This is a genomic window from Shinella sp. CPCC 101442 (genome assembly GCF_024704725.1).
In the GTDB taxonomy this organism is placed as follows: domain Bacteria; phylum Pseudomonadota; class Alphaproteobacteria; order Rhizobiales; family Rhizobiaceae; genus Shinella.
The window spans coordinates 718,624-735,936 of record NZ_JALIQS010000003.1 but is presented as its reverse complement, the minus strand read 5'-3'; the positions used below and the strand labels follow the sequence as shown (position 1 = coordinate 735,936).

Here is a 17,313-nt window from a genome sequence, read left to right as displayed (position 1 = left end):
TTGCACTCTTTAGTGCTGGCTTTCGGATCTCTGTGCTGACGGGCGCCCCTGCCGCACGTCGATCATGTTTCGCCTTGAAAGCTTTTGTTTGTGTAGCGGCCCGTCGCGACTACCCCGCAATCATCCCCCGGTAGATTGCAAGGTAGCCGCAGACGCCCCTCAAGCGAGGGGAGGCTAGGACGTGGATCACTCTGCGTCTCCGTCCATTTTTGACACGGCCTCAGGCCCCCGCGCGCCGGCAAAGGCCTACGCTCCGATGCTCTCCTGGCGGATTGGGGCCGGCGAATGATCCGGGAGGAAGGCCACGGATGGCGCTGGCGAGAGCTCGGTAAAAGCATTGTCCAGAAGGAACAGCTTTTGCGCCTGCGCGCGGGCATATTCCCGGTAGAAGTCCGTCGAGATCCACATCGACGAATATCCGCGCCGCCCGCTCCATCCGATGCCGCCGAGCGCTTCGGCCGCGGCAAGTTTCCGGCTCGTGTGGGAACGCGACAAGGCGAAGGCCTCTGCCAACTGGGAAATCGACATCACATCCGTCGGAAAGCAGCCATCCCGCGGCGATGCATGGTCCTCGATACCCGCGATCAGCCGGTCCATCAGGTTGCCGCCCGCGTCCGCCCAGGTGAAGATCGTGTAGAAGGGGCCGGGCATGCGCACCTGCGTGCTCGACAGAAGGGCCGGCGCGAAGCGTGGCGCAAGAACGGCAAGGGCGCGTTCCGGCTGTGCCAGAAATCGGCCGCTGCGGCCTGCGCCGTCGATGAGGTCGAGGGCCTTGAAATGCAGATCATACCAATGGATCAACATGGACACGGGTTCAGGCGACAGCTCGACTTCCCCCGTACGCTCGCCACCGCCCGCCATCGCCGGGCGGACGACGCCATATTTCAGCGCCTCGTCGAAAAAAGCATAGGCCGTGTTGCGGCTGGCAAGGCGAAGTTCGACGGCCAACAGGCCGAGCGCGCGGCGCGTCAAACCTGGGGTGCCCTCAAGAGACGCACGAAAATGAAGGGCAAGACCCGCATGGCAGAGAAGCCAGCGCTGCTGCGAGGCGAAGAGAGAGGACACCCGGGGCGCGTGCTTGTAGAGCGTGTCAAATCCGCGGGCAAGCAGCTGCACGACATGCGGGAAAGCCGGGGCCTGCATCAAACGGCCGAGCTGATCTTCCGGCAGTTTCGAAAGCCGGGACGTGGATGACGTTGCGTGTTGGTCAAGCATGGTTTTTACCGAAGCCTCGCGGCCCGCCGGTCCCGGAAGGAAAGGGTGTCGTCGTTACGCCTGCGCCGCTGCCCCGCATCGTTCTGTCCTCCCTGAAGCAATTGCTTTCACTTCCATTTTCGCGGTTCTCATATTGATAGTCCGCTTCCCAATCGACGTCCTGACAGGGCGCCGGCAAGACGTTGGAGTTTTCTGAAATTTTTCTGAAATCGATGGCGAGAACGCAGCAACAGCGAGTGTTGCGCTATAACGAGGTCTGGCCTGAACGGCACAGGTTGACGTCCGGTCCGACTGTTCTCTATTTTGCGCGTCCAACTCCGGCGGGATGGTGAGGGCCTGGTGTTCTTTTTTTCGGGATTCGTTTTGGATCCGGACCGCGTCGAACTGCGCGGCCCCGATGGAGTCGCGATCCATCTGCGCCCGAAGACTTTCGAACTCCTGCGCCTGTTGGTTGCCAACAGCCACCGGCTTCTCACCAAGCAGGAACTGCTCGACGCCATCTGGCCGGGGGTTCATGTCGGAGAAGACAGCCTCTTCCAGTGCATCCGCGAAATCCGCTCGGCGCTCGGTGATGATCAACGCCAGACAGTCAAGCTCGTCTCGGGTCGGGGCTATCATTTTGCCGCCGATGTCTCCACCCGCGAGGATACGCCTGCAATCGCCGCGGTGAACCAGCCCGGCGCCGTCTCCCGCTTCCGTCTTGCTGGACGACGAGGTGGGCTTTTGTCCGCAGGGCTTGCCATTCTGGCGGCCGGAGTGGCCTTCACGGCCTTCCTTGCGCTGTCGGGCAGCTTTTCCGGCCGGCCGGAGCCAGTCATCGCTGTTGTGCCGTTTACCGTCAAAAAAGATGATCCCGAAAGCGTCGCGCTCGCCCATGGGGTAGCTGGCGAGCTGATCGGCGGCCTTTCCAGGATCGACGGCATCCGCCTTGTCACGCCGCCTGAAGAAGGCAGTCGATCGACGGCGCAGGACACAGACGCCGCGACGCTGCTGGTCGAAGGGGTCCTGCAGAAGGACCCGCGATCCTGGACGCTGCAGGTCCGCCTGATCGACGCGGTGACGCGTGAGATCCAATCGGTCGCGGATATCGCAATCGATGCACGGGCGGAGGACGCGCGATACCTGCAATCCCGGCTCGCAGCCGGCGCGGGCTATGCGCTCGCCTTGCGGCTCAACACCCTCGAGAACGGGGAGAGCATTTCGCAGAGCGATCCGGCAAACATCGCCATTCAGCAGGCAACCGCTTCCATCAACCAGACGACGCGCGAGCGCTTTGCGACGGCGCGGGCGATTCTCGAAAAAAACCGTACCGCCGAGCCTGACAATGTCGATGTCCAGGTTGCGCTCGCGGCACTGCATCTGCGCGCGATCCAGATGAACTGGTATCCACCGGGCGAGGAAAGCAAGGCGGAAAACGACGCGCGCGCGCTTCTGGAGGCGGCCGTAAAGGCCATGCCGAATTCCGCCTCGGTGCTCGGCACCTATTGCCGCTTTCTGACCGCGACCAATCAGTTCCCGGACAGTCTGGTCACCTGTGCGCGAACCCTTGCCATCAACCCTTGGGACGGTGCAGCCCTCTTTCAGCTCGGCCTGACGCAGCTCCAGCTCGGCCGCTTCGAGGATGCGCTCGCCAGCTTCGTCAAGGCTGACAGCTTCGGCACGCCGGAAGTCTCGCGCTGGACATGGCTGCTGGGCGCCGGCCTTGCGTCCCTCATCCTCGAACGCGACGAGGAGGCCGCGCAATGGCTAACGCGCTCCCTTGCCGTCACGCCTGCGTCGGGCCGGACCTACATGCTGCTCGCCGTTGCCTATCAACGCCTCGGCCGACAGGAAGAGGCTGAGGAAGCGTTGCGCAAAGGCATGGCCCTGCGCCCCGGTTCCACCACGCTTAATATCGCCCTACCCACCCGCAACGCCAGCGAAACCTATCTCCAGGCTGGCCGCAAGATCAGCGATACGCTCGCCGGAATGGGTTTGCCGAGAGACGGAAAACCCTAGAGAAAACGGCCCTAAGCGTGGTGCGCGCTGGCATTCTCTCTCCGGTCCCCACGCACCCCTTTGCTGCGGCGGTGCTTTACCACGACAAGCGACGGCCTAATCCAGAGACGGACCTGCCGATCGGAACGTCTCAGGATGACAGAGCCGCCGCGGGACGGTGACATGCTGCTGGGGCTGAGCGCCCTACGTATAAACATTCCTCTCCCGCTCGATCACGGGACGAAGCTCGCCACCGTCATAGCGGAGACGAATTCTCTGGCAGTCTGATATTTTTAAGTAGAGCGAATTGATTAAAAGCAATTACTGATTGCATGCTCGGGCCTTGGTTTTTCAGGCTGCGAATGAGTATTGCATATTAGGAAAACAGACTTTCGAATAAACTGGGCACCACTCACGTTCGTATTTGTAGACGCCTAGAACGAGGCGTTCAGGAAACCGAAAGACATATCCCGAGGCGAAATCTTGTCCGCATAGGGCGGGACGTCTTTCAGGGTGTTTCCCACTGCGCATGCGCCCCATTGTAGGGTTTGTATCCGGGTTTTTCGCCTTGTCGAATGACCTGACGCGCAACGTTGATCCGTTCGCATCACCCCCGGTTCTACCGAAATCACGCTGAATTCCGATCGACCATATCAGTTCAGGAGTGTTCACAATGGCCGTCACCACGACTTTCAACAACACCACCACGACCTTCCAATTCGGGGTCAATACCTTTACACCGGGCAATCAGATTTTCCCGGATGTTCTGGGTCTCGACAATGGCGGCTTTGCCGCCGCCTACAACACCGCAAGTGGCAATTTCATTCTTCTGAATTTCTATGACGCCAATTCCAACCAGGTTGGCGGCTTCCGCATCCCCTACGACGATACCAACACGGAGCCTCCCGGAAAGCCCTCGCTGACCAAGCTCGCCAATGGCAATGTTCTGGTCGTGTGGGACGACAACAACCCCGCCGAAACCTTCATGCTTGGTCGTATCTTCGACCAGAATGGCAATACGGTGGGTGGCGAGCTCAAACTGAGTGGCTCGTCGATCTCATTTGAAGATCCGGTCACCAGCGCGCTTGCCAGCGGCGGCTTTGCCATAAGCTTCACGTTCGGCGGCAACGTCTTTGTCGGCCGCTACAATGCGTTCGGCTCCCAGCTTGGCGGCTTCACACAGGTGAACACCGTCGCGACGGCCGGCACCCAGAACGACGCGTCCATCGTCGGGTTGGCAGATGGTGGTTTCGTTGTGACCTATACCGACACCAATCCTGCCAACCAGCCACTCAGGGCTGCGATCTACAACGCCGACGGAACCGTCCGAACTGCGGACTTCCTAATCGATAATTTCGGTGACAACACGCAATCGGCGTTGACCGCACTGCCAAACGGCAACTGGGCCGTGGTCTACACGGATTCCGGTTGGGTCGAAGGCGGCACGCTGGGAAACGGCATCACGCTTGAGATTTTCAACGCAAACGGCGTCTCCCAGACCGGTTTCATCAAGGTCAACACAACAAGTACCGTTGACGAAGTCGATCCTGACATTTCGGTCCTGTCGAACGGCTTCATCGTCGTCAGTTGGACGAAACCTTTCAATGCCACCACCGACGATATCTTTGCCCGCATCTTCGATCAGAACGGCAATGCGTTGTCGGCCAACATGGCGAGCGAATTTGCGATCGCTGCGGAAGGCGCGGACCGGGACGTCTTTTCCGCCCTCGGCATGCTGCAGAACGGAAAATTCATCACCGTGTGGCAGGACGCCGGCGACACCGACGGCGGCGGTGGCCGGATCACCGGCGAGGTCAACCAGTTGAGCCGCACCAGCGTCAGCGACGCTGCGAGCGACACGATCACCATCGATAGCCTGCGCGATATCGCATCCGGTAATGCCGGCAACGATACGTTCCAGGGCGGCGGCCTCGGTGCCTTTACCAACGACCTGATCGACGGTGGTGCCGATGCCGACCGCATCCTGGCCACCGGGGACATCAGCCTCGTCGATACGACCGTCATCTCCATAGAGGAAATCGAATTCCAGGCCGTGGCGCCCGCGAAGCTCGTCGTCATCCGCGCCGATCAGGTCGGCGCCGGCCTTGCGGCCAATCTCGTCGTCGATTTCGCGGCGGTCGGTACACCTGACCGCTTCCGCGTCGAAATGCTCAGCGCGACCACCGTCGACCTGTCGCAGTTCCAGGTGCAGGATTTCTTTCCGGGTGCCGGTGAAGCGGACCAGCTGATCATCCTCGGTGACAACGACAGTGAAACGATGCGCGGCACATCGGTGCGTGACGAACTGAATGGCCTGGGCGGCGACGACTTGCTGGATGGTGGCGCAGGCGGTGATCTTCTGGATGGCGGAAACGGTTCGGACCGTGCCACATATGTCAATGCGACAGCGGCCGTGGTTGCCAGCCTGACAAGCCCAGCTGGCAATACCGGCGAGGCCGCTGGCGACACGTACTCGTCGATCGAAAATCTCACCGGTTCCAACTTCAACGATAGACTGACTGGCACCAACGGTGCCAACAGCATTATCGGTGCTATTGGCAACGACGCCATTTTCGGGCTCGGCGGCAATGACAGTCTGTTCGGGCAGGATGGCAATGACAACCTGATCGGTGGCGCGGGTGCGGATATACTTGATGGCGGTGCAGGCGGCGACCGTGCCTCTTATGCGACGGCCACGGTCGGCGTCGTCGCGTCGCTTGTTAGCCCGGCAGCCAACACCGGTGATGCGGCCGGCGACACCTTCATATCCATAGAAAATCTCACCGGTTCCAACTTCAACGATAGACTGACTGGCACCAATGGTGCCAACAACATTGTCGGCGCTATTGGCAACGACGCCATTTTCGGGCTCGGCGGCAATGACAGTCTGTTCGGGCAGGATGGCAATGACAACCTGATCGGTGGCGCGGGTGCGGATATACTTGATGGCGGTGCAGGCGGCGACCGTGCCTCTTATGCGACGGCCACGGTCGGCGTCGTCGCGTCGCTTGTTAGCCCGGCAGCCAACACCGGTGATGCGGCAGGCGACACCTTCATATCGATCGAAAATCTCACCGGTTCCAATTTCAACGATACGCTTACCGGTACGAACAGCGCCAACAGTATCATCGGTGCTACTGGCAACGACACCATTTTCGGGCTCGGCGGCAATGACAGTCTGTTCGGGCAAGATGGCAACGACACCCTGATCGGCGGCGCGGGTGCAGATGCGCTGTCCGGCGGCAATGGATCGGACAGGGCTTCTTATCAGACGGCCACGGCCGGAGTGGTCGCAAGCCTGACAACCCCCGCCAGCAACACCGGCGATGCAGCGGGTGATACCTACTCATCGATCGAAAACCTGACTGGCTCCGCTTTCAACGATACGCTGACTGGCAACAGCAGTGGCAATATCCTGATCGGCGGCAGTGGCAACGATACGCTGAACGGTCGGGCCGGCAACGACACGCTGACGGGCGGCGGCGGGAACGACACATTCCTGTTCAATACGGCGCTTGGAGCAACCAACGTCGATACCATCACCGACTTCAGCTTCGTCAATGACACGATCCGGCTGGAAAATGCCATCTTCAACGCGATTGTCGGTGTCGGCGTGCTCAGTGCCGCGCAATTTGTCGCCAATGTCAGCGGTACGGCGAGCGATTCGAGCGACCGCATCATCTACGAAACGGATACCGGGAAGCTGTTCTACGACACCAACGGAAACGCGGCAGGTGGATCGGTGCAATTCGCGAAACTGGATCCGGGGCTGGGCATCAACAACACGGACTTCTTCATCATCTAGGGACGCGCCAGCGCCCTGCGATGAACCGAACACTCAAGGCGCCGGACCTTCCGGCGCCTTGAACTGGAGAGTGGTCGCCGCCGCCGGCTTCAGACGGCCGCCACTCCGATTTATCTCTGGCGTGTATCTGAACCTCGGCATTCGCCCAAAGTGACTTGCCACAGCGAATTTCCTCCAGGACGGATTGGGGCCCGGCACGATCACAGGATGAAGTCCGTCACCTTCATGGCCAGGCTGAGGTCGAGCCTGATGGACAGATCCGCCGTGCCGTCGCCATCGATATCACCGGAGATGAATGTGTCGCCGTTCTTGATCTCGTAGCGCAGTTCACCCGCCTTCTTGTGGAATTTTTGCGTGTCGATGAACGTGAAGGCCTGGTCGTTCTTCAGGTCAAGATTGGCGTCGATTGCCTTCAGGCTGATTCGGTCTCCCTGGCCACGGTTGAAGTCGATGATCGTGTCGCGGCCGGCGGCAGCGACCGTCGTATCCGAGATCGCCTTGAACAGGAACACATCCGCGCCGGAACCACCAGCCAGCTTGTCAGCTCCTGCGCCGCCATGGAGCGTGTCGGCACCACCAGCGCCAACAAGCGTATCGTTCCCGGACTTGCCGTCGAGGATGTTGTCCGTGCTGTTGCCGGTGAGGATGTTGGCGAGCGTGTTGCCCGCGCCGTTGATCTTTGCGGAGCCGGTCAGCGTCAGGTTCTCGACATTGCCGGTCAGTGTGTAGTTGACCGACGCCTTGACGAGATCGGTGCCGGCGTTCGCGCCTTCCACCACCGCATCGCCGGCGATGTCGACGACATAGGTGTCGTTGCCCTTGCCACCGGTCATCCGGTCTGCTCCGGCCTTGCCGTCGAGCACGTTGTCGGCGTCGTTGCCGGTCAGGATGTTGGCGAGTGTGTTGCCCGTACCGCTGAGCTTTGACGAGCCGGTCAGCGTCAGATTCTCGACATTGCTGGTCAGCGTATAATTGACCGATGCCTTGACGAGATCGGTGCCGGCGCTTGCGCCTTCCACAACCACATCACCGGCATTGTTGACGATATAGGTGTCGTTGCCCCCCAGACCACGGAACGTCTCCGCACCGACAGTGCCGTTGAAGACATCCGTGGCCGATGTGCCGGTATACCCGTCGATGACCAGTTTGCCGGCCGGATTGATGCTGGCGCCTGTAATGTTGAGGACATTGCCGGCGGCATCCTTGATGGTGGCGCCGTTGAGGTTGAGTTTCGTGACGGAGAGATCGCTCGCCTTGTCCTCAAGTGCAACCTTGTAGTCGAAAACGAGCGTCTTGTTGCTCGATGCCGTGGCATCAAAGATGGCCTGCTTGCCGTTGCTGAGCGTCAACGTCAGTTTGGTGGCGCCCGTCAGCACCACCGCCTCGCTGAGCGTGAGCTTGAACTCGGCGGTCTGGCCGGTGGTAAGCGTGCCTGAACCGCCGCTGACGCCCGGGCCGGAAGCGGTGACACCGGTCACGGTCGGCGTAGCCCTGTCCAGCGTGAAGGTCAGGGTGCCGGCCGACGACACGTTGCCGGCCTTGTCGGTCTGGATCACCTTCACGCTATGGGCGCCATTGGTGAGAGCGGACGGATTGTAGGTGCTCGATGCCGGGCCTCCATCGACGATGTAGCTCAGCGTCGTCCCGCTTTCCTTCCCCGTGATCGTCACCGCGCCGTTGCTGGTGATCCTGTCGCTTGAGGACGAGCCCGTATCCGAGCTCAGGGATAGAACCGGGATGACAGGCTTTGTCCGATCGAGCGTGAAGGTGATGCTACGGGCATCGGAAACATTGCCGGCGACATCCGTCTGCACGACCGTGACCGTGTGTGCTCCGTCGGCAAGGGCGGACGGATTGTAACTGCTTGACGCCGTTCCTCCATCCACGACATAGCTCAGCGTGGCGTTATTTTCCTTGGTGATTGTCAGCGCGCCGTTGCTGGTGATCTTGTCGGTCGAGGATGAGCCGGTATCCGATGTCAAGGCAAGGACAGGCGCTGTAGCGGTCTTGTCGATGGTGAAGGTGATGCTGCCGGCGTCGGAAATGTTGCCTGCGGCATCCGTCTGAATGACCTCGACGGTGTGCGTACCATCGGCAAGGGCGGACGGATCGTAGCTGCTCGATGCAGCCCCGCCATCGACGACATAGCTGAGCGTGGCGTTGTTTTCCTTAGCGATTGTCAGCGCACCGTTGCGGGAGATCTTGTCGGTCGGGGAGGAGCCTGTGTCCGATGTCAAGGCAAGAACAGGGGCCGAAGCGGACCTGTCGAGCGTGAACGCAATACTGCCGGCGTCGGAAATGTTGCCCGCGGCATCCGTCTGAATGACCTCGACGGTGTGCGTGCCATCGGCAAGGGCGGACGGATCGTAGCTGCTCGATGCAGCCCCGCCATCGACGACATAGCTGAGCGTGGCGTTGTTTTCCTTAGCGATTGTCAGCGCACCGTTGCGGGAGATCTTGTCGGTCGGGGAGGAGCCTGTGTCCGATGTCAAGGCAAGAACAGGGGCCGAAGCGGACCTGTCGAGCGTGAACGCAATACTGCCGGCGTCGGAAATGTTGCCCGCGGCATCCGTCTGAATGACCTCGACGGTGTGCGTGCCATCGGCAAGGGCGGACGGATCGTAGCTGCTCGATGCAGCCCCGCCATCGACGACATAGCTGAGCGTGGCGTTGTTTTCCTTAGCGATTGTCAGCGCACCGCTGCTGGTGATCTTGTCGGTCGAGGACGAGCCCGTATCCGATGTCAGAGCAAGAACAGGCACCGCGACGGTCTTGTCGATCGTGAATGTTATGCTCTCTGCGTCGGAAACGTTGCCTGCCGCATCCGTCTGCATCACCTCCACCGTATGCTCGCCGTCAGCAAGCGCATCGGGATCGAAGCTCGACGATGCCGCGCCGCCATTCACGATGTAGCTCAGCGTCGTGCCGTCCTCCAGACCGGAGATCGCCAGCGCGCCGCTGTTCGTGAGCTTGTCCGTAGCGGACGTTCCCGTGTCGGATGCCAGCGCCAGGACCACCGCGTCTGGCGCGTTGCGGTCGAGCGTGAAGGTGATGCTGCCTGCGCTGGAGACGTTGCCGGCGAGATCCTTCTGTACCACCTCTATCGTATGCTCACCATCGGCAAGCGCGTCCGGATCGTAGTACCACGTTGCGGCGCCGCCATCCACGACGTAGCTCAGCGTCGCACCATCCTCCACTCCCGTGATGGTCAGGGCGCCATTGCTCTTCGTGATCTTGTCGGTCGGGGACGCACCCGTGTCCAACGTCAAGGCAAGAACAGGTGCCAGGGCGGCCCTGTCGAGCGTAAACGTGAGGCTGCTTGTGGTGGAAACGTTGCCCGCGGCATCCGTCACCATTGCCTCCAGCGTATGCTCGCCGTCGGTAAGCGCATTAGCATCATAGTTCGAGGTCGCCACACCATCCACGAAGAAGGTTAGTGTCGTGCCGTCCTCCACGCCCACGATGGTGATCGCACCGTCGTTCGTGATCCCGTCCGCGTGGGGCCTTCCACTGTCGGTTGCCAGCGCCAGGACGGCTGCGTCCGGTGCGGTCCGATCGATTGTAAATGTGATGCTGCCGGCCAGGGACACGTTGCCCGCAAGATCCGTCTGCGTCACCTCGATCGTGTGTTCGCCCTCCGCGAGCGCTGTCGGATCGTAGCTTGCCGAAGCTTGGCCGCCATCGACGATGTAGCTCAGCGTTGCTCCAACCTCCCTGCCTATCGTCAGGGAGCCGTCGTTGGTGAGACGGTCGGTCGAGGACCTGCCGGTATCGTTGGCAAGCGCGAGGGTCGGCGCATCCGGCCGGGTCGCGTCCACCTCGAGCCAGGTTACCGATCCGTCCGCAGTGGAAATGGTCGTGCCGTCGAAAGACGCCGCCGTATGCGAGGTGTTTAGCAGGACCCACGTGGTGCCATTGTAGGACGCCAGAATATCAAGTTTGCCATCGCCATTTACGTCCGCAAGGCTGATGACGTCCAACGAGGCAGCCACGCTGATATCCGTCGAGGCGGAGAAATTGCCGGCCCCATCACCCAGCCGCACCGACACGTTTCCGCCGTTCGCCGCGACCACATCGGCCTTGCCATCGCCGTTCACATCGCCGACTGCGATGTCGCGGACGTTGTGTACGAAGGTCAGCTGCGTCGAGCCGGAGAAGCCACCGGTGCCATTGCCCAGGCGCACGGAAACCTGGTTGGACGAATTATGCTCCGACAGCAGGTCGAGCTTGCCATCGCCATTCAAGTCCACAACGGTGAGGTACGTCGGTAAACTGGCGACACTGGCCGTGCCCGAAGTGGAAAAATTACCGGCACCATCGCCCAGCCGCACCGCGATGTTGAGCCCGCCCGATATCAGCATGTCGAGCTTGCCGTCACGGTTCACGTCGGCAAGGGCCACGGCCAAGCCCGAGCTTGCAACGCTTATTGCACTGGAGAAATTGCCGGCACCATCGCCCAGCCGCACGGCAACACCGCCGCCTGCCGTGACCATGTCGAGCTTGCCGTCGCCGTTCACATCACCAAGGATGATGGCTTGGGGTGTGCCGCCGACGCTGATCTCCGTCGAGCCGGAAAAATTGCCCGCGCCATCGCCCAAACGCACGGAGACTGTGCCGTCAGTCCCATTGGCGGTCAGCAGGTCGATCTTGCCGTCGCCATTTATGTCGCCGGTAGCAAGGCTATAGAGGGCGTAGTTACCAGAGCCGACCGTGACCTGCGTCGGGCTGGAAAAATTGCCTGTTCCATCACCCAAAAGGATCGAAACCGTGCTCATAAATTGGTTGGCGGTCAGCAGGTCGAGCTTGCCATCGCCGCTCACATCCACGGCGGTTATCTGGGAATGGATTCCGTTGCCGCCGACGGCGCCGAGCGGCGTCGCAAAGCTCAACTCGGCCGATCCATCGATCGAGCCAGCGGTGCTGTCGATGCCGGTAATGGAAAGAGTGTTCGTGCCGGTATCGCCCTCGACGACCGTGTAGGTGAATGTCGGCCTGCCGTTACCGTCGAGCCCGGCAAAAACCGCTCGCCCGCCATTGCTGAGCACCAGTTCCGGCGTGCCGTTCACGGTGACGGGCACGTCGGTCGTCAGCGTGAAGGTAACCGTATCGCCGGTTTTCAGCGTGCCGGTGGCACTCGACGAGATCGCCGTGACATCTGCCTTCTTGCCGCCCAGCAGCACCGTGACGCCGCCGCCCATGACGCCGGTAACGACGATGTCCATCCTGCCGTCTTTGTTGACATCGGCCACCTTGACGGTTTTCGGCATGCTGCCGACGGCGATGTCCGTGCCGCCCGAGAAGTTGCCGCTACCGTCTCCCCACCGCACCGAAACGCTGTTGGCGTTGGAGTTTGCGGTGATGAGGTCGAGCTTGCCGTCGCCGTTCAGGTCCGCCACTGTGAGGGATCCGGGATTGGCGCCGACGCTGATGTCCGTGGCGGATGTGAAGCCGCCATTGCCATTGCCCAACAGGACCGAAACCGTGCCGGGCGTTCCGATATTGGTCGTCAGGGCGTCGAGTTTGCCGTCGCCGTTGACATCCGCAACGGTCACGGTGCCCGGCAGGCGCGTTCCCATGCTGTAATGTGTAACGGCCGTAAAGCCGCCGGCACCATCACCCAGCATTACCGAGACGCTGCCGAACGGAGGAGAGTTGCCGGAGGCGACGATGTCGAGCTTTCCATCGCCGTTCATGTCCGCCAGGGTGACGTAACCTGGAAAACGGGAGGTGATGGACGCGTTGTTGATCGGGCTCTGGAAGCCGCCCTGCCCATCGCCCAACAGCACGGTAATCACACCGTTCTGGCTCGTGGTCACCGCGTCTGTCCGGCCGTCGCCATTGACGTCGCCGATCGCCATCGACATGGGGCGAGACCAGAAACTCGCGTGGGTTCCGGCCTGATAGCCTCCCGCGCCATCGCTGAGCAGTACCCGGACGCTGTAGTCGTAGTAACTGTCGAAGACGATATCGAGATGGCCGTCGCCGTTCATGTCGGCGACCTTGGCGAAGCCCATGCTGGGGTCGCCGGTCGTGACGTCGATGTTTGTCGACGTCGAGAAGCTTCCCGTGCCGTTCCCCAGCAACACCAGAAGCTTGGCCGTGGAACCCACATTGGTCACCACCAGGTCAAGGTTGCCATCCCCATCGATGTCGGCGATGGCGAGATCAACGGGACTGACACCCAGGCTGTAATCCTGTCTGGTAAAGGTCGTGCTCATCGTATTTCCCCGGATAACGAGCGTTTAAAAGACAGGAATTCGCCGCAGCTCACTCCCGGAATGTATAAAAAGCAGCCGCCGCCGTGCCGACATTCGGCGATACGCTGACCGCCGGGCGATCCCCAAGGGGCGACAGCGGAGAACGACGACATTCACGTTTCAGGCACTGTGTCGCGCAAAGGCGCAGAGAGCGGGCAATCTGTAGCGCCTGCGCGAACACAAGCCTTCGTTCTTCAGGAGGGTTATTGAAACGGAGTCAGGGTGTCTCCGTCCATTTTTGACACGATGGGAAATCACGCACGCGTGATGCCGGCCCTGACGCGCAGCCAGCAGGGGCCGCAGCCGCATCCCCACCGTCGCCGAAACAGGCTGCACGGGGTTGAAGGCATGTCCATCACCGGACATGCGAACATAAAAGACGTTGCCAGCATTGGCAGGACCTTGGGAAGATTGGTTTCCTGCCAGCGCAGTCCGGTGCTTCTTGGGGCCGGCGGACCGCAATGCGCCGCGAATGTCCTGAGACGGATCGCGGGTCGCAAGCCCGCTGGCGATTGCGTATCGGAAGACCTGTCTGGAAACCTGCATGAGGCGTCTTGCGAGAACAATGGCGCCGCGCTTTTCGATCTGGCGAATCGCGTCCAGCAATTCCGGCGGCTCGATGTCGTTGATGGGCCTGCGGCCGATGACCTTGAAGACGTCGACTTCAAGCCTGCGAACAATCCGGTCGGCGTAGCCTTCTGTCCCCCCGCTTTCTACGCGTCGAACCATTCCCGTGCGGCGGTTTCGAACGTACTGCCGGCCTCAAGCCGCTTCTTTCGCTTTTCCTGCTTCTTATGCTCGCCGGGATCGATACCACGCGCCAGCAACCCCTTGGCCCGGTCGCGATAGTTGCGCGCATCCTTCAGGCTGACGGCCGGGTAAATACCAAAGGAAAGCGTCTTCTGCTTGCCGTGAAAGCGGTAAGCCAGTCGCCAAAGCTTACTTCCCCGTGGTTCGATGAGCAGGAAAAGACCGCCGCCATCACTGATTTTCTGGGGCTTTTCGGCGGGTTTGGCATTCCGGCAGAACACTTCGGTCAAAGGCATTGTCGGTATTTTGCCTCAAGAAGCGAACAAACACCAACGAAGCTACCAACATTTGGCCGGATGCCGCCGCTCGCAGGCAAACCTCTTTGGACAAATGAAGCGCTGAAACCCATTGAAAAACCGCGATTATCTCGCATCCCTTCATCCAAACTGGACTATACTCGATGATGGGGAATGGTGGGCCCGGAGGGACTCGAACCCCCAACCAAGCGGTTATGAGCCGCCGGCTCTAACCATTGAGCTACAGGCCCGACCGGCGGTTTGCCGGGGCCGTCGGTCAATGGCGGCCGACGGTTGAAGATCGTCTAGACGAAATCGGCTTTCCTCACAAGCGTCGCCGTATTCTCTACACAATAGCAAGCGAAGAACGGTGTCAGGGACACAACTATCAGGAGATATTCCAACATGATCCACGGAATCCTCGGCCGCCGCACCGGCGCCAGCCTTGTCGCGCTCTCGCTTGCTCTTGCCGCAGCCCTGCCGCTTGCGGCGAAGGCCGAAGATGCCGCAACGCCGCGTGCGGCGACGGTGGTCGTGACCGGCGAAGGCTCGGCCGTCGCCGCGCCCGACATGGCGCTGATCGACCTTGGCGTCGTCAAGGATGCGAAGACCGCCCGCGAGGCGCTCGACGCCAACAACAAGGCCATGGCCGAAATCCTTGCCGCGCTGAGGGAAGCCGGGATCGAGGGGCGGGATGTGCAGACGTCTGGCTTCATGATCAATCCGCAGTACAGTTTTCCGCAGAGCACGAACGGCGAAAACCCGCCGCCGGTGCTGACCGGCTTCCAGGTCACCAACACGGTCACGTTGCGCGTGCGCGATCTCTCCAAGCTCGGTGAAATCATGGACAAGGCGGTGTCGCTCGGCGCCAACCAGGGCGGTGGCATCCGTTTCACCAATGACAAGCCGGAAACGGTCATCAGCGCTGCACGCAGGAATGCTGTCGAGAACGCCATAGCAAAGGCGAAGGAATTGACGGACGCTGCGGGCGTCGGTCTCGGGCGTGTCCTGGAAATTTCGGAAACCAGCTACCGTGCCGAGCCCATGCCGATGATGCGCACCATGGCCAAGGACTTTGCCGCCGAAGGTGGCGCCGTACCGCTTGCCACGGGCGAAAACAGCTATTCCGTGGTCGTCAACGTGACGTTCGCGCTCGGTCAGTAAACGACGTGCCATGCACGGAACGAAAGGGATCGGGAAACCGGTCCCTTTTGTTTTGCGGCTCATCCGGCATCAAACTTCCGTCAGCCTTTGTCCGTTGCGCTACGGGCGCGCTTCACGCAGACGTCGCTGCCTCAAGTCGTCGTGACGGGATCGACAAGCGGATGCTGCGGGTGGCAGCGTCACAATTGGCGTCTTCCGGCTTTGAGCGATCAATCCGCAGCCTCATCGCTGCCCGGCAATCCCGGCCCAAAGCTGCGAAGCGCCCAACGCCGGCCATCGCTGGTTAATGCCAGCAGGCCCAGCGGCTCGACGTCGATGCGCGCTATCGAGGCGAGGGGCGCGCCGGTCACATGGAGGAAAAGCAGCTTCAGGAGAATGGCGTGTGTCACGGCCAGCGTGTTTCCGCCCGCCGAATGAAGACCCTCCAGCCATGCCGATACCCGCGCCTGCGCTGCCTCGAAGGGCTCGCCGCCATGCGGGGCGGAAGTCGGGTCCGCCTGCCAGCGCTGCAGCTCTTCCGGGAACCGTTCTGCGATCTCCGTGACCGTTCGGCCAGCCCATTCTCCATAGTCGATATCCCTCAGTGCCGGACACGATGTCGCCTCGGGGGAAAAGGCCGCGGCGGTTTCGGCTGCCGCGCGCTCCGGTGCATACACAACCGAATCGAAGAGACGAAGGCTGCGCGCAAGCGCCCGCAACCGCACCTGCTCTTTGGGCAGCAGCGGCTCATCGGAGGAGAGACGCGATTGTCGATTGGCCAGGGTCGCGCCGCGGCACAGGATTGTAAGACGTGTCGCCCTGTTGGCAGCCGGTTTCGGCTTCTCGGTTTCGCTGCTCAAGATCTATCCGTTCTCCCCGCCAGGAACGCCGTCGCGTGTTGATACCCTCTACCGATAGATATTCAAATCCCATCGGCAAGCCAGCGGAATTCCAGAGCGACGCGATCCGCATCGCATTTGTGGGGCGGGGCGCGCTGTGCTGTTGCCGCGACTACCGCGCCGAAGCCCGGTAGTCGTCGGGTGTCGTGCCGGTCATGCGTTTGAACATGGCGATAAAGGAAGAGGCATTGCTGTATCCCAAGGCGGCCGAGATGTTTTCGACGGTATCGTTCGCCTCGAGCATGGGCATGGCCTTGACGACCCGCAGCCGCTGTTTCCATTCGGCGAAGGGTATGCCGAGATCGCGCAGGCATCGGCGGATCAGGGTCCGTTCCGCTGTTGCGGCGCGGCGCGCATGTTCGGCAAGGGAAAGGTTGTCGGCAGGATGTTCCTGGAGGTGGGTCAGCACCGGTTCAAGCAGCGGATCGACCGACCAGGGCAGGTAGGTGCCGACATTCGGCGCGGCCGTGACGAGATCGATGACGACCCGGAGGAAACGAAGATGTTCGGCAGCCCCGTGGTCCCGATCGCCGTTCTCGCGCAGATACTCCAGCATCGCGCGCAGCAGCGGACTGACTTCGAGCGCCGTGGTCTCCTGCGGAAGGCTACCGCAGAGCGAAGGATCGACATAGAGCGAGCAATGAACGGCGGCATGACGGTTCAGCCCCCGATGTTCGATGCCGGGCGGCAGCCAGACCGCGTAGTGCGGCGGGGCGAGATAGTGCGCGTCGGAGAGGCTGACCTCCATCATGCCGCTGTAGGAGTAGACGAACTCACCCCAGGGATGGCTATGGCGCGGATAGGTCGCGTTTTGCGGCATCTGCGCGGAGCGGAAGTATAGAGGGTAGGGCAGGGCGTCGCGAAAGGGCACGTCGCGAAAATGCGCGGCGCCGGAAGCGTCTGTCAGGTTTTCTATACCGACTGTCATGAAGTCGTTATATCTGCCTTTCCTGCCAAATGCTATTGCGGTT

At 61.3% G+C, this 17,313-nt stretch carries 9 protein-coding genes and 1 tRNA gene; 3 read left to right on the top strand and 7 right to left on the bottom strand.

The genetic code is table 11. The features are described 5' to 3' along the window. Positions 1-246: 246 nt before the first annotated feature. Positions 247-1,215 (bottom strand): hypothetical protein, encoded by a 969-nt coding sequence (locus tag MUO32_RS14025; protein WP_257948930.1) that lies wholly within the window; start codon positions 1,213-1,215, stop codon positions 247-249. Positions 1,216-1,578: 363 nt separating this feature from the next. On the opposite strand from MUO32_RS14025, the gene MUO32_RS14020 reads away from it, so the two are divergent. Further along, positions 1,579-3,213, top strand: coding sequence for a winged helix-turn-helix domain-containing protein (locus MUO32_RS14020; protein ID WP_257948929.1), 1,635 nt, complete (start codon positions 1,579-1,581; stop codon positions 3,211-3,213). 652 nt (positions 3,214-3,865) lie between these two features. Beyond that, the gene (locus tag MUO32_RS14015) at positions 3,866-6,997 is read left to right on the top strand and encodes a calcium-binding protein (protein WP_257948928.1); all 3,132 of its coding nucleotides are present in this window, start codon (positions 3,866-3,868) and stop codon (positions 6,995-6,997) included. A gap of 200 nt (positions 6,998-7,197) precedes the next feature. Here MUO32_RS14015 and MUO32_RS14010 read toward each other — a convergent pair whose 3' ends face one another. The 4 genes from MUO32_RS14010 to MUO32_RS13995 all read right to left on the bottom strand — a co-directional run bounded on the left by MUO32_RS14010 (position 7,198) and on the right by MUO32_RS13995 (position 14,551). Continuing rightward, entirely contained in the window at positions 7,198-13,215 is a 6,018-nt protein-coding gene (locus MUO32_RS14010) for an FG-GAP-like repeat-containing protein (protein WP_257948927.1), read from the bottom strand. Between the two features lie 159 nt (positions 13,216-13,374). Then, positions 13,375-13,983 carry a hypothetical protein gene (locus MUO32_RS14005; RefSeq protein ID WP_257948926.1) on the bottom strand — a complete coding sequence of 203 codons (609 nt, stop codon included), beginning with the start codon at positions 13,981-13,983 and terminating at the stop codon, positions 13,375-13,377. Next, entirely contained in the window at positions 13,968-14,300 is a 333-nt protein-coding gene (locus tag MUO32_RS14000) for an Arm DNA-binding domain-containing protein (protein WP_257948924.1), read from the bottom strand. The genes MUO32_RS14005 and MUO32_RS14000 overlap by 16 nt, the downstream gene beginning before the upstream one ends. Before the next feature lie 175 nt (positions 14,301-14,475). Then, positions 14,476-14,551, bottom strand: a tRNA-Ile gene (locus MUO32_RS13995). 154 nt (positions 14,552-14,705) lie between these two features. On the opposite strand from MUO32_RS13995, the gene MUO32_RS13990 reads away from it, so the two are divergent. Then, a complete protein-coding gene (locus MUO32_RS13990; RefSeq protein ID WP_257948923.1) occupies positions 14,706-15,464 on the top strand; it encodes an SIMPL domain-containing protein in 759 nt (252 codons plus the stop codon). A 209-nt stretch (positions 15,465-15,673) separates the two neighbouring features. Here the strand turns inward: MUO32_RS13990 and MUO32_RS13985 are convergent, their stop codons facing one another. Next, positions 15,674-16,303, bottom strand: coding sequence for a histidine phosphatase family protein (locus MUO32_RS13985; protein WP_257948922.1), 630 nt, complete (start codon positions 16,301-16,303; stop codon positions 15,674-15,676). A 151-nt stretch (positions 16,304-16,454) separates the two neighbouring features. Further along, positions 16,455-17,270 carry a helix-turn-helix domain-containing protein gene (locus MUO32_RS13980; RefSeq protein ID WP_257948921.1) on the bottom strand — a complete coding sequence of 272 codons (816 nt, stop codon included), beginning with the start codon at positions 17,268-17,270 and terminating at the stop codon, positions 16,455-16,457. Positions 17,271-17,313 lie beyond the last annotated feature (43 nt).